We start from the raw sequence: 13,149 nt of genomic DNA on the forward strand, positions 1-13,149 counted from the left end.
TTTACTTTTTAAGGAACCTCATCAATTCCGCCTGGATTAAATGGATTACACCTTATTATTCTTTTTACTGAAAGCCAAAGACCTTTTAAAAACCCATATTTCAAAAACGCCTGAATTGAGTAGTCTGAACACGAAGGATAAAATCTACAACTTGGCGGAAAGATAGGAGAGATAAACATTTTGTAAATTTTAACAAGCGTCACCGCAAATTGTGTTAAAATATCAGCTTTCATTTATCAACTTTGAAATTTTTTCCACAGATTGTAAAAAATCTTTTTCAACATCGGCGTATTTTAGCCTCTTAATGATTTCCCTATCGCCGATAAATAACATAACCATGTCAATTGACCTATTTTTTAAAGAGAGAAGGTCTATCAGCTTGTGTTTATTTAGCCGATAGACCTCTCTTAATAATCTTTTCGCTCTGTTTTTTAAAACGATTGGCTTTACCTTTTTTGACACTGCAAAAGCTACTCTTGTGATGATATCACGTTCAGGCAGTATGCGAAAATAAATTTTAACTAAATCTCCAGAAATTGAATTTGAAGTTTTGATTATCTGCGTTATCTCTCTTGATTTTTTGATGATTTCTTTCTTTGGCAGTGTGTATCTTTTAGCGTTCATCGCTTACAGTTAATTTCCATCTTCCCTTTGCTCTTCTTCTTGCAAGGATTTTCCTACCGCTTTTAGTTTTCATTCTTGCTCTGAAGCCGTGCGTTCTACGTCTCTTTGTGTTATGCGGTTGGTATGTCCTCTTCACCTTTTTATCCCTTGTTTTGTTTTTTAGTTAAATCTCGGGACGGGTCATTTAAAAATTCCATCATAAAATCTGGACAAAAATACGAAAAAATAAGCAAAGAACAAAACCAATCTTTAGGTATACATTTTGGGGGTTTAATTTTCAAATTTCGCTCTGGAGGAAGGCTGAAACATTTTTAAAAATTAAATCGGGTATCTCATTTCTATTTTCGGGTGTAAGTTTTATCAATTCAACATCCTTTCGTGATTTGATTCTATCTATTATTTCATCCCCCTTTTCCTTTATTGTTCCAACTACAATTTTTGGGGAATCAAGCGCTTCAAAAACTTTTTGAATAAAAAGTTTTGAAAAACATTCCATTTTACCAATTTCATCAATCACGATTATATCTGAATTTAAATCAATTGATGGGACAGCAATTTTGTCAATATCTTTCAGATTAACACCGTATTTCCCAACCCTTGGTGAATTTTTTAAGTTAACATCAGCCAGTGTCCCTGTTTTCCCATCAATTGTGATGATTTTGAAACCCGTTCTTTTCCCCGTTTTATCTCTGATCTCTTCCGTTATGAAACCAGAGATTTTGAATTTTCCTTTTGCAAGATTTACGAAATTTTTTATCGCTGTCGTTTTGCCCGTTCCAGGTGGAGATGTTATAAGGAAGTTTTTCTTCACTTACATTGGTGTTCTATTTTCAATTGCTCTGACAATTGTCGCTGTATCTGCATATTCAAGAGCTGTTCCAATTGGCAAACCCCTTGCAATACGTGTAACCTTTACTCCAAAAGGTTTGATGAGATTTGCTATGTAAATTGATGTTGTTTCCCCCTCAACACTTGGATTTAATGCAATTATAACTTCATTTACTCCACCTGATGAAATTCTATGTATGAGTTCTTTAACTTTCAAATCTTCTGGACCAATCCCTTCAAGTGGGTTTAGGACTCCACCGAGGACATGATAAAGACCGTTATACTCACTTGTTTTTTCTATTGCCAGGACATCCATAGGTTCTTCAACGACGCATATAGTTGTTTTATCTCTCTTCGGGCTTGAGCAAATGGGGCATGGGTCGCTTTCGGTTATATTGTAGCAAATTGAGCAATATTTAATTTTTTCTTTTACATCAATTATAGCCCGAACAAGTTTTTCAACCTCTTCTTTCGGTTGTTTTAATATGTAAAGTGCAAGTCGTTGTGCGGTTTTTCTTCCGATGCCGGGAAACTTTGTGAGTTCCTCTATCAGAATTTCAAGGCTTTCGGATGTATAAAGCACGGTGGTGTTAAAATTTTTGTTTCACGCTTTAAAACCCGGGAAATTAAATGGGAAGCCAGGTAATCCCGGAAGTAATCCAGAAGTTGCCTTGGCAATTTCTTCACTTATCATTTTATCCGCACTTTGAAGTGCTTTATTCACAGCTACCACAAGTAAATCCTCAAGCATCCCTATATCATCCGGGTTTACAACTTCTTTGTCAATTTCAATACTTATAACTTCTTTCTTTCCGTTCACGGTTACCTTAACCATTCCGCCTCCAACTTCTTCAGTAACAGTTTTATTTTCAAGTTCCGCTTGAACTTTTTCAAGCTCTTCTTGAATTTTTTCAATTTGCTTGAATATCGTTTTTAGATCTGGTTTCATTGGGATTTGAGTTTTATTTTTTATATAAATTAAACAGGATTTCGGTTTAAAGCAAAAAAGGAAAGCTCAAAATTTGCAAGTTAAAATTTCCTTAATTAGATTGACATTGAAAAATAAAAGCGAAGAAATATGCAAGGATATTATAAAAAACAAATCGTTGAAGAAAATAACAGAGCAATAGATATAATCGCAAACTATTGGCTTAACTCAGAGCCAGTATTTTTTGAGAGCCTCAGGGGAAACGTTGTGCTTCTCTTGTTTTTTAACTATGCAAGCGGGGAGTGGAAAGAGTTTTACGAATATGTTAAAGAGTGGTGGAAAAGATATAAAGATAAAGGGCTTTTTATCCTTGGTGTTCATATACCGAAATTTCCATTTGAGAGTAAATTTGAAAATGTTGAGAAGGAAATTAAAAGACTTGGAATTGATTTCCCTATCGCAATTGACAACGAATGGATAAATTTAAAAAGATATACAACTGCTGTTCGTGGAATCTATCCTGAGGTTCCCTTGATTTTTCTCATAAATCGTGATGGATTAATTTCATATTCACACTTTGGGGTGAGAAACTTGTGGGAGGTTGAATTCTTCATTCAATCACTTTTAATAAAAGCAGGATATTATGGTGATTTCCCTCTTCCAATTGGCTCTCGTTATGAAATTGATGAATCAACTTTTTATAGAATTATCCCTGAGATTTACACATGCTATACCGGTGGGGCACTTGGTAATGTTGAAGGTTTTGCTCCCGAATCTGTTATTAAATATGAAGATCCAGGTATTTATATTAATGGAAAGTTTTATCTTGACGGGGAATGGTATAACGGAAGATATTATTTGAGATATAATCCAACCTCGGGAGGCTTGGGTTCTGTCATACTTCCATATGCTGGGACAAGAGTTGGTGCAGTTATGGAATCTTTGAGCAAGGGAAGTTTGAAGGTTCTCATCCTTCAAGATGGTGAATTTATTAATGAGAGAAATCGTGGTGAGGATGTTATAGTTGAAAACGGACAAAGTTATATTAAGGTTTGTGAGCCAAGATATTATGAGATTGTTAGAAATCCTGATTTTGGTGAGCATATTTTGAGGCTTTATGTTGATTCCGAAAGTTTCACAATATATAAGTTTTCAATTTCTGCATACAGTGTAAGGTGGGAATTGATAAAAGAAATTTGAACTATAAATGGAGAGAAAGATAAAAAAATCGGAAGTAGAACAATTTTTGATTGAATTTTCACGCAGAAATCAATTTAAGCCTATGGTTGTTGAACTTTCAATTGGAAGAAAAAAGGAGAGGGTTCTTGAAGATGCCTATTTTCTTGGATTTCATTGTAAGCTTGAGATTGGAGGAGGAGATAAGGTTTATCTATTTAGAGCCACTAAAAATTATCAGTTCATCGGTGAGATCGTTTTTGTGATTGATGGATTGAAAGAGGTTTCATTCATCAAGGAAACGGAAATAGAAGAGGTCGCTTTAAAATTTGATAAGTCAAAATATATTGTTAAAATTTTCGGTCGCCCAAACGATGAGATGCGTCGGGAGACTGTAGCAAAAGTTGCGTATTTCATTTGGGAGAGAAAAGGGGGAATAGGAATGCAAGAACTTGAGAATTGGGCGGAAGCAGAAAGGGTTGTTCGTGATTGGATAAGAATTTTTAGTGACGGATTTATAAAGATTTAACTTATTTCCTCAAATACCAACGCTCCTGCACCTAAAATCCCAGCTTTATTCCCAAGCTGTGCTGGAATTACAATTGCTTTTTCAGCGATTGGTTTTAATGCTCTTGATTTAACAGTTTCATTCATTGAGTCAAATAAAATCTTCCCTGCTTTTGCAACTCCGCCCCCAACTATTGCAACATTTATATCAAACAAATTCATCACTGAGGCAAGCATCACACCGACATAGAATCCTACTTTTTTCCATACATTTATCGCAAATTCATCACCTTGTTCAGCTGCAAGTGAGATTATGTATGGTTCAATTTTAGAAAGATCACCGTTTACAATTTCAACAATTTTTGAGTTTGGATTTATTTTAAGTTCTTCGGCAACCCAGGATGATAAATATCTTTGTCCAACATAAGCTTCAACACACCCATAATTTCCGCAATTACATTTCGGTCCATCAAAATTAATTGAGACATGTCCAATTTCACCGGCTCCACCGGTTGGACCGCGGTAAATTTTTCTATTAATTATAATCCCACCGCCAATTCCGGTTCCGAGCGTAACCATTATAAAGTTTGGATGTTTTTGACCAGCGCCGAATTTTGCCTCACCTATAGCAGCAACATTTGCATCATTATCAACGGTTGTCTTTAAACCTGTTATTTTCTCAACTTCTTTTGCTAAGTAAACAACTGTCCACCCTGGGAAATTAGGTGGATATTTGACCCCGCCTTGCGGATCAACTTGACCTGGTGCACCAATTCCAACTCCAATGATTTCTCCATTTTCAAAATTTTCATTAAGCTTGTTTACAATTTTTGAAATTTGCTCAATGACATGTGAAGGTCCTTTTTCAGCTTCTGTGGGGATTGAATCTTCAATAATGATATTGCCAGTTTCATCAACTATTCCGGCTTTTATAAATGTTCCGCCGAGGTCAACGCCGATTACAAATTTCTTCATTTGTTAACTTTTTTATTTTGTTTCCTTTTGCTCCAAAGGTTTTCAAGCCGTTCCTTTAAAATTTTTTCTCTACCAAGTTCTGTAGGTCTATAGTAAATTTTGTTTTTGAGTTCATCTGGTAAAAATTGTTGTTCAACGAAGTGCTCGGGGAAATCATGGCTATACTTATAATCCCTGCCATAGCCGAGTTCCTTCAGCAATTTTGTGGGTGCGTTTCTCAAGTGCAGTGGGACAGGAAGTTCTGGATATTTTTGAGCATCTTCAATCGCTTCTTCAATTGCAATGTATGCAGAATTACTTTTCGGACAGCTTGCGAGGTAAGTTGCAACCTGCGCAAGGATTATTCGTGCCTCGGGCATGCCAACATAGTCAACAGCGGTGAAACAGCTTGTCGCAAGTGTTAATGCGTATGGTTCGGCATTTCCAATATCCTCGCTTGCTAAAATTATCAGCCTTCTAGCGATGAATTTAGGGTCTTCACCCGCAAGTAACATTCTGGCAAGCCAATAAACCGCTGCATCTGGATCGCTTCCTCGTATGCTTTTTATAAAGGCGGAAATTAAATTATAGTGTTCCTCGCCTGACTTATCATACTTGAAATATCTGCGTTGAAATGCTTCGGAGATAATCTCCTTTGTCAAAAATATCTCGTTTTCCGGCGTTGGTTTAACAATTTTTAAAGCGATCTCAAGCGCGTTAAGCATAATGCGAGCATCTCCACCAGAATAAAGAAAAAGAAGGTCTCTGTCCTCAATATGGATTTTAAATTTTGAAAGTATCTCATCTTTGGTTAGAGCTCTTTCAAGAATTGTGTTAAGTTCCTTAACACCAAGTGGTTCAAGCACAAAAATTTGACATCGTGATAAAAGAGGTGAGATTATCTCAAAAGATGGATTTTCCGTCGTCGCTCCAATTAGTATTATCGTCCCATTTTCAACGCTATTTAAAAGCACGCTCTGTTGTGCCTTGTTAAACCTGTGAATCTCGTCTATGAAAAGAATCGTCCGCTTGGAATAGTATTTTAAATTTGTTTCGGCTTTCTCAATTACTTCCTTTACCTCTTTTGTCCCTGATAAAACTGCGTTTATTTGGTAAAAATCCGCATTTGCTCTCTCAGCTATGATTTTTGCAAGCGTTGTTTTTCCAGAACCAGGCGGACCCCAAAGAATCATTGATTGAATTTCCCCTGTTTCAATCATCACGCGCAGAGGTTTGCCTTCACCAACAATATGTTCTTGACCTACAAACTCATCAAGTGTTTTTGGTCTTATTCTATCTGCAAGGGGTGGGAGAACTTTTTCAAATTTCATTTCAAAAAGGAATTTACTTTACTTTTATTTTGAAAACTTCCTCTCCCTCCTTTGCCATGCCGTATTTTTCGCGAGCTATCTTCTCAACGGCTTTTGGATTCGTTTCAAGTTCATGAATCTTCTGCCTTAAAGAGGCATTTTCTTTTTCAATAAGCTCAATTTCTTTTTTCAATTTTGCCCTCTCAATCTCAAAATTTATCCGTTTTAAAATCCCTTTTTCTGCAAATATGAGGTAGATGAACAGAGCAATTAAAATTCCACCAAAGATTAAGTTTGCAGGATTTGAGAGAAATTTTTTCATTTCCACATATCCTTAAATGTTGCACTGGTAAAAATATAAAAAAGAAAACAAGAAGTAACAAATTTGGATATTTTCCAAAATTTGCTTAATTAATTAGCGGAAAAAATAAGTTATGCGAGGTGTGCGATGAAATATCTTCTTTTAATTCTCCTTTCTTTTCTCTTTGCAACACAAACAAATTTTCAAAAGGGAGGGGTTAAGAAAATGTTTTCAATTAAATCAACCGCTTTCAAAGACGGCGAAACCATCCCCAAAAAATTTACATGTGACGGTCAGGATTACTCCCCTGAGTTGAGCTGGGAAAATGCTCCTGCTGGGACCAAAAGCTTTGCTTTAATTTGTGAAGATCCAGATGCTCCTGGGAGAACATTTATACATTGGGTTATATACGATATCCCTGCGAATGTGACAAGACTTGCAGAAAATGTTAAGAAAGTTGGTCTCGTTGACGATAAGATTAAGCAGGGGATAAATGATTTTGACAGGATTGGATATGGAGGTCCCTGTCCACCACGGGGGCATAAACCACACCGTTATATCTTTAAGCTTTACGCGCTTGATGTTGAAACGCTCGGGTTAAATTCTGGGGCAACTGCTGAACAAGTTGAAGCAAAGGCAAAGGGACATATTCTTGGTGAAGCAAAAATAACAGGATTATATGGTCGTTAATATTTGAGTTTAATGAATATGAAAAGGATTCTTCTTATTCACACTGGTGGAACTTTTGGTATGGCTTTGAAGAATGGCACACTTGCCCCGAGTGCATTTATACAAAAAATTCTTGAATTTGTTCCCGAGCTGAAACAAATTGCAGAGATTGAATCACATATAGTTACAAACATTGATTCCTCAAACATTGGGATTGAGCACTGGATAAAAATTGCAGATGTGATATCAGATAATTATGAGCAATTTGACGGGTTTGTGATCACTCATGGAACTGATACGATGACTTATACTGCTTCCGCCCTTTCGTTTATGCTTGATGGACTATCAAAACCAGTTATTTTAACAGGCTCACAACGCCCGCTTTCAGAGATAAGAACAGATGCAAGGAACAATCTTATAAACGCAGTTGAGCTTGCAACCTATTCAATTCCTGAGGTTTGCATTTTCTTTAATAATAAACTGTTTCGCGGAAATAGAACTAAAAAAATTAATATCTGGGGGTTTGATGCATTTGATTCACCTAATTATCCACCGCTTGCTGAGGTTGGTGTTGGGATAGAAATTTATAAGGGGAATTTTTTAAAGCGTGAAAACAAGAATCTTGTTATCTCAAAAAATTTTTCTGATAAAGTCTTTTGTGTGAAAGTTTTTCCATCGCTGAAACTTGATTACCTTTTATCGTTGCTTGAAACAGATATAAAAGGATTTGTAATTGAAGCGTTTGGTTCTGGGAATTTGCCAAATATAGAGGAAAGGTCTTTAATCCCGTTTGTTAGAGAAGCAGTTAAGATGGGGAAGATAGTTGCAATTTCAACACAGGCAGTTTATGGTAAGGTTGATCTTACACTTTACCAATGTGGGAAAGATGCACTTGATGCGGGGGCATTAAGCTGTAAAGATATGACAACTGAAACAGCAATTGTTAAGTTGATGTTTCTATTTGGCAAATACGGTGATGATGTTGAAGTAGTTGTTAATGAATTTTACAGGTCAATTGCTGGAGAGATATCGGAAGATTGATTTTGGTTGTCAATTTAATTCTTCTATTGTGCGGATGAGATTTTCCCAGGAAAATTTTTCTTTTTCTTCTTCAATATTTCGGGAGAAAATCGGTCCGAGGTTCTCATTGAAAAATTTTACTATCGCTTGAGCTAATTTTTCTGGTGAGGGGTCAACAATTAAGCCAGTTATACCATCTTGCACAACCTCAGGGAGACCGCCGACATTTGTTGTGATAACGGGCTTGCTAAAATTGTAAGCAATTTGAACAATTCCGCTTTGTGTTGCTGAAAGATACGGTAGAACAACAAGATCTGAAGCAGAGAAGTAAATTTTCACATCTTCATTTGGAACATATTCACTTTTAAAAATTACAAAATCAGCTATTCCATCCTCTTCAACTATTTTGAAATACTTTTGCGGATTTTCATAAAATTCTCCAACGATGAGAAGTTTAACAGGAAATTCACTTAAGATAAATTTCATCGCCTTTAGAAGGACATCAAGTCCTTTGTATGCTCTGATGTAACCGAAGAACAGCAAGAGTTTTTCGTCAGGTTTAATGCCAAGAATTTTTCTCGCTTCGTTTTTATCAATAGCTTTACCAAAAATTTCATAAATTGGGTGGAAAACTTTTTTATATTTTGCTTTTGGTTTTATTTTGAGCAGATCCTCCTCAACTACGCTTGATTGAACGATGAAGTGGTCGGAAAATGCGAATGCAAATTTTGTTAGAAGTTTCCCGAGTGGAAATTTTTCATGAGGGGTGATGTTATGACAGAAGAAAATTATCTTCGCTTTAGAAAAAATTTTCACTATTGCTGAAATAGATCCAAAACAGGGTGCGAAGAACGGAAGCCAATATTTAAAGATTACAAGATCAGGTTTCTCTTTTACGATTTTAAAACCTGCGATTAGCCAGTTTAATGGGTTAATTGAATCAATTATTCTTTCGCTTTCAATTTTTTCAATCTCTGGTGATGTTTCAAATTGCGTTTTTCCGGGGAAAAGAAATTTTGGATATAATCTTTTAAAGTTAAAAATTTTTACGCTGTGATCTTTCTTCAATAGGTTTTTGTAAAGCAAACCTGTGTAATGCGCTATCCCACCACGATATGGATAAGCTGGTCCAATGATTATTATTTTCATTGATCAAAGGTGTATTTCCTTAATTGAGTATGTTTCAAGATGCTGGTAGGCTTTGGTTATCATTTCTCCAAGTAAGCCGATTGAGATGAATTGAACTCCCACAATTGTGAGCATTACGCCAAGGATAAATAAGGGTCTATTGCTAAGGGAGATATTTTCAATTAGCTTTAAAAGTGAAAGGTAAAATGTAATTCCAAAGCCAAGTAGGAAAACGGCAAGCCCAACGGTTCCAAAAAGATGAAGCGGTCGTTTGAAATATCTTGTTGTAAACATTACGGTTAAAAGATCAAGAAATCCTTTTAAAAATCTGCTTACCCCAAATTTAGTTTTTCCATATTTTCTCGGATGATGTTGTACAACGATTTCACCAATCTTATATCCAGCCCAATGTGCCAGGACAGGCAGATATCGGTGGAGTTCACCATAAACTTTTATATCCTGTGTAACCGATTTTTTATATGCTTTTAAGCCACAGTTGAAGTCGTGAATTTTTATCCCTGACAAGGTTGAAACGACAAAATTAAAAATTCTTGATGGTATCGTTTTTGTTAGTGGATCATATCTTTTCTTTTTCCATCCGGAGACAAGGTCAAATCCTTCGTTAAGTTTTTTGAGGAGGTTTGGAATTTCGTGAGGGTCATCTTGAAGATCTGCGTCCATAGTTATCACGACATCACCTTTTGCGTATTCAAATCCGATGGCGAGCGCTGCGGATTTTCCATAGTTTCTTCTAAAGCTTATGATTTTAACATTTTTGTCATTTTGGCGAATTTTCTTTAAAACATCAAGCGAGCCGTCGGTTGAGCCGTCGTCAACGAAAATTATCTCATAGTTATAGCGATTTGTTTTCACGACCTCTTTTATTTGGTCATAAAGTTCGGGCAGTGATTCAACTTCATTATAAAGTGGAATCACAATTGAAATAAGCTGTTTATCTTGCCTTTTTCTGACTTGCATTTTTTAGTTGATATTAATTTGCCTGCGATAAAAAATAACTTAAAGTGGTGACTTTTCAAAATTTGCTATTCAGTTGCGTTGGACTTGATGATATTTTGATATTTGACTTTTATTTTTTTAACTTTAGAATGAATAAATAAAAACATAAGGAGCACTTGCATGAAGGTAGAAAAAACTCAAGAGGGATATTTCAAGCTTGTTGCTTCTTACAAAAAGGAATCGGGGGGATGGGCGTGGATAATCCACAGAATCTCTGGACTTGCTCTAACAGCTTATCTTTATGTTCATATTTACGCCTTATCAACATTGACGAAAGGTAAAGAAGCTTTTGATGCGGAGATGGCTTTATTTCAAAAACCGCTTTTTAAACTCCTTGAATGGTTGTTATTTGCTTTTGTTCTTGCTCATACTTTAAATGGAATCAGAATTGTGCTTGTTGATTTTGGGAGGGGGGCGTATTACCATAAAAAGGCTTTTGCTTACCTTATGATTATTGGAATCATTGCATTTCTTGTCATGGGTTATTTCATATTCAGCCATGAGATAGGACAAATTTTTGCCGGCTTAATTTAAAAACCTAAAACAAACCTTGGAGGTTTTAAAATGTCATTTAAGTATTATGGTTCAAGGAAGAGTGGATCAATCGGTTGGCTTCTTCAAAGGATAACAGGGATATTTTTGATTTTCGCAATGGTTGGACACTATATACTTATGCACTATACTCCTGAGACAGGACATTCCTATGAGCAGTCAATTGCAAGGTTTTCAAATGCTTACTGGAAGATGTTTTATCTTACCTTTATAACTTTAGGTTTGTGGCATGGATTAAACGGTGTATGGTCAATCTTGAGAGATTTTAAGATGAAACCATGGGTTGCGATTACGCTTTTTGGAATAATAGTTGTTTCTGGGATTGCTTTTTGGGTTCTTGGTGTAAGCACAGCTTTAAAATTTTAAAGCACTTTTAAAACAAAATCTCAAGAGGTGTAAAAAATGATTCATCAATTTGATGCAGTAATAGTCGGCGCAGGTGGAGCTGGGCTTCGTGCAGCACTTGAAATTCCAGAAGGTTATACCTGCGCTGTCTTAACAAAGGTTTATCCAACAAGGTCACATACAGGGACAGCTCAAGGTGGTGTTTGTGCAGCACTTGGAAACGAGGAAGAGGATTCATGGGAATATCACTTTTTTGATACTGTCAAAGGAAGTGATTTCCTTGGAGATCAAGATGCGATTGAGATAATGTGTCAAGATGCAATTCGTGCGATAATTGAGCTTGAACATATGGGGATGCCATTCTCAAGAAATGAAAAAGGTTTAATCGCTCAAAGACCATTTGGGGGACATACAAAACCAAAAGATCCGAATAATCCATTTGGAGAGAGAGTGCCTGTTAAAAGAGCTTGCTTTTCAGCTGATAGAACGGGACATGTTATGCTTCAAACTCTTTATGAGAATTGTATAAAAAGAGGTGTTCAATTTTTCCCAGAATTTTTTGTAACTGATTTAATTGTTCAAGATAACATTGTTCGTGGTGTTGTAGCAATTGAAATAGCAACAGGTGAGATTCACATCTTTCACGCTAAAACAGTTATGTTTGCAACTGGTGGATATGGTAGAGTTTACAGGATAACTTCAAATGCCGTTGTTGGGACAGGCGATGGTTTCGCAATTGTATATCGCAGGGGAATTCCTCTTGAGGATATGGAATTTGTTCAGTTTCATCCGACAGGGCTGTGGCGTCTTGGGATACTTGTCTCTGAAGCAGCAAGGGGTGAGGGTGGAGTGTTAAGGAATAAGTTTGGAGAAAGGTTTATGGAAAAATACGCTCCCACAATTAAAGATCTTGCTCCAAGAGATGTCATATCAAGGGCAATGTATACAGAAATTCGTGAAGGCAGGGGAATTCAAGGACCTGATGGAACTTATTATCTTTTGCTTGATCTGACGCATCTTGGTGCTGAAATCATAAATAAGAAACTCCCAGAGATAACTGGTTTTGCGAGGATTTATCTTGGGGTTGATCCACTAAAGGAACCAATACCTGTTCAGCCAACGACACATTATGCAATGGGCGGTATCCCAACAAATGTTGATGCTGAAGTCGTAATTGATGATAAGGGGACAAAAATAGAAGGATTTTACGCCGCCGGTGAAGTTGCATGTGTTTCAGTCCATGGTGCAAACCGACTTGGAACAAATTCGCTTCTTGACATAATTGTTTTCGGTCGCCGTGGCGGAAAGAAAATGGCTGAATACATCAAGGAACATGATTTCCCACCGCTTCCAAAAGATTCCGATGAATGGACGAGAAAAACAATTGAAAGAATTTTAAACAGCAATGGGAAAGAGCGCGTTTCAAGGATAAGAAAAGAACTTCAGGATGTGATGATGGATAAGGTTTCTGTATTCAGGACAGGAGATAGCATTAAAGAAGCAATTGAAAAAATAAAAGAGTTGAAAGAAAGATATAAAGAGATTAAAATTGATGACAAAGGCAAAAAATTTAACACAGATTTAATTGAGGCAATTGAACTCGGTAATTTACTTGACACGGCTGAGGCGATTGCTTATAGTGCCTTAAACAGAACTGAAAGCAGGGGAGCTCATTATCGCGAAGATTATCCAAAACGTGATGATCAAAACTGGTTGAAGCACACGCTTATTTATAAAAATGAAGAAAAAGAGCCAATCATAAAATACAAACCTGTTGTCATAACAAAAAT

18 protein-coding genes are annotated in these 13,149 nt (G+C 36.3%); 7 read left to right on the top strand and 11 right to left on the bottom strand.

Annotated features, from left to right (window positions below):
• Positions 1 to 8: 8 nt before the first annotated feature.
• The 6 genes from yidD to AT685_RS07130 form a co-directional block, all read right to left on the bottom strand.
• Positions 9 to 233 carry a membrane protein insertion efficiency factor YidD gene (yidD, locus tag AT685_RS07105; protein ID WP_072152098.1) on the bottom strand — a complete coding sequence of 75 codons (225 nt, stop codon included), beginning with the start codon at positions 231 to 233 and terminating at the stop codon, positions 9 to 11.
• Entirely contained in the window at positions 223 to 624 is a 402-nt protein-coding gene (locus tag AT685_RS07110) for a ribonuclease P protein component (RefSeq protein WP_072150520.1), read from the bottom strand. Before AT685_RS07110 ends, yidD begins: the two co-directional genes overlap by 11 nt.
• Positions 614 to 760: a 50S ribosomal protein L34 gene (gene rpmH / locus AT685_RS07115; RefSeq protein WP_047133231.1), complete on the bottom strand. Its 147-nt coding sequence runs from the start codon at positions 758 to 760 to the stop codon at positions 614 to 616. The genes AT685_RS07110 and rpmH overlap by 11 nt, the downstream gene beginning before the upstream one ends.
• A gap of 141 nt (positions 761 to 901) precedes the next feature.
• Entirely contained in the window at positions 902 to 1,435 is a 534-nt protein-coding gene (locus AT685_RS07120; RefSeq protein WP_072152099.1) for an NTPase, read from the bottom strand.
• Complete coding sequence (gene recR, locus AT685_RS07125; protein WP_072152100.1) at positions 1,436 to 2,035, bottom strand: recombination mediator RecR; 600 nt, start codon at positions 2,033 to 2,035, stop codon at positions 1,436 to 1,438. It abuts the gene before it with no gap.
• A 21-nt stretch (positions 2,036 to 2,056) separates the two neighbouring features.
• Positions 2,057 to 2,401 (bottom strand): YbaB/EbfC family nucleoid-associated protein, encoded by a 345-nt coding sequence (locus AT685_RS07130; RefSeq protein WP_072150523.1) that lies wholly within the window; start codon positions 2,399 to 2,401, stop codon positions 2,057 to 2,059.
• 129 nt (positions 2,402 to 2,530) lie between these two features.
• Here AT685_RS07130 and AT685_RS07135 point away from each other — a divergent pair, with 129 nt between their 5' ends.
• Positions 2,531 to 3,580, top strand: coding sequence for a thioredoxin domain-containing protein (locus tag AT685_RS07135; RefSeq protein WP_072150524.1), 1,050 nt, complete (start codon positions 2,531 to 2,533; stop codon positions 3,578 to 3,580).
• Positions 3,581 to 3,587: 7 nt separating this feature from the next.
• On the top strand, positions 3,588 to 4,085 hold the full coding sequence (locus tag AT685_RS07140) for a DUF2934 domain-containing protein (RefSeq protein ID WP_072152101.1): 498 nt from the start codon (positions 3,588 to 3,590) through the stop codon (positions 4,083 to 4,085).
• Here AT685_RS07140 and AT685_RS07145 read toward each other — a convergent pair.
• The 3 genes from AT685_RS07145 to AT685_RS07155 are packed head-to-tail and all read right to left on the bottom strand — an operon-like array spanning position 4,082 to position 6,649.
• Positions 4,082 to 5,038: an ROK family protein gene (locus tag AT685_RS07145; RefSeq protein ID WP_072152102.1), complete on the bottom strand. Its 957-nt coding sequence runs from the start codon at positions 5,036 to 5,038 to the stop codon at positions 4,082 to 4,084. The genes AT685_RS07140 and AT685_RS07145 overlap by 4 nt on opposite strands.
• On the bottom strand, positions 5,035 to 6,348 hold the full coding sequence (locus AT685_RS07150) for a replication-associated recombination protein A (RefSeq protein WP_072152103.1): 1,314 nt from the start codon (positions 6,346 to 6,348) through the stop codon (positions 5,035 to 5,037). The genes AT685_RS07145 and AT685_RS07150 overlap by 4 nt, the downstream gene beginning before the upstream one ends.
• 13 nt (positions 6,349 to 6,361) lie before the next feature.
• Complete coding sequence (locus tag AT685_RS07155; RefSeq protein WP_072152104.1) at positions 6,362 to 6,649, bottom strand: FtsB family cell division protein; 288 nt, start codon at positions 6,647 to 6,649, stop codon at positions 6,362 to 6,364.
• A gap of 126 nt (positions 6,650 to 6,775) precedes the next feature.
• Here AT685_RS07155 and AT685_RS07160 point away from each other — a divergent pair, with 126 nt between their 5' ends.
• On the top strand, positions 6,776 to 7,318 hold the full coding sequence (locus AT685_RS07160) for a YbhB/YbcL family Raf kinase inhibitor-like protein (RefSeq protein ID WP_081040637.1): 543 nt from the start codon (positions 6,776 to 6,778) through the stop codon (positions 7,316 to 7,318).
• A gap of 18 nt (positions 7,319 to 7,336) precedes the next feature.
• On the top strand, positions 7,337 to 8,338 hold the full coding sequence (locus AT685_RS07165; protein ID WP_072152105.1) for an asparaginase: 1,002 nt from the start codon (positions 7,337 to 7,339) through the stop codon (positions 8,336 to 8,338).
• Positions 8,339 to 8,347: 9 nt separating this feature from the next.
• On the opposite strand, the gene AT685_RS07170 is transcribed toward AT685_RS07165, so the two are convergent.
• Both AT685_RS07170 and AT685_RS07175 read right to left on the bottom strand, forming a co-directional pair.
• Positions 8,348 to 9,466 carry a glycosyltransferase gene (locus AT685_RS07170; RefSeq protein WP_072152106.1) on the bottom strand — a complete coding sequence of 373 codons (1,119 nt, stop codon included), beginning with the start codon at positions 9,464 to 9,466 and terminating at the stop codon, positions 8,348 to 8,350.
• Between the two features lie 3 nt (positions 9,467 to 9,469).
• Positions 9,470 to 10,423, bottom strand: a complete 954-nt coding sequence (locus AT685_RS07175) for a glycosyltransferase family 2 protein (RefSeq protein WP_072152107.1) — start codon at positions 10,421 to 10,423, stop codon at positions 9,470 to 9,472.
• Positions 10,424 to 10,582: 159 nt separating this feature from the next.
• On the opposite strand from AT685_RS07175, the gene sdhC reads away from it, so the two are divergent.
• The 3 genes from sdhC to sdhA form a co-directional block, all read left to right on the top strand.
• Entirely contained in the window at positions 10,583 to 10,996 is a 414-nt protein-coding gene (gene sdhC / locus AT685_RS07180; protein WP_072150864.1) for a succinate dehydrogenase, cytochrome b556 subunit, read from the top strand.
• A 30-nt stretch (positions 10,997 to 11,026) separates the two neighbouring features.
• Complete coding sequence (sdhD, locus tag AT685_RS07185; RefSeq protein ID WP_072150863.1) at positions 11,027 to 11,380, top strand: succinate dehydrogenase, hydrophobic membrane anchor protein; 354 nt, start codon at positions 11,027 to 11,029, stop codon at positions 11,378 to 11,380.
• A 36-nt stretch (positions 11,381 to 11,416) separates the two neighbouring features.
• A partial coding sequence (gene sdhA / locus AT685_RS07190; protein WP_072152108.1) for a succinate dehydrogenase flavoprotein subunit occupies positions 11,417 to 13,149 on the top strand: 1,733 nt, incomplete at its 3' end.

Origin of the sequence: Candidatus Kryptobacter tengchongensis (assembly GCF_001458555.1) — a bacterium.
Taxonomy (GTDB): Bacteria; Bacteroidota; Ignavibacteria; order Kryptoniales; family Kryptoniaceae; genus Kryptonium; species Kryptonium tengchongense.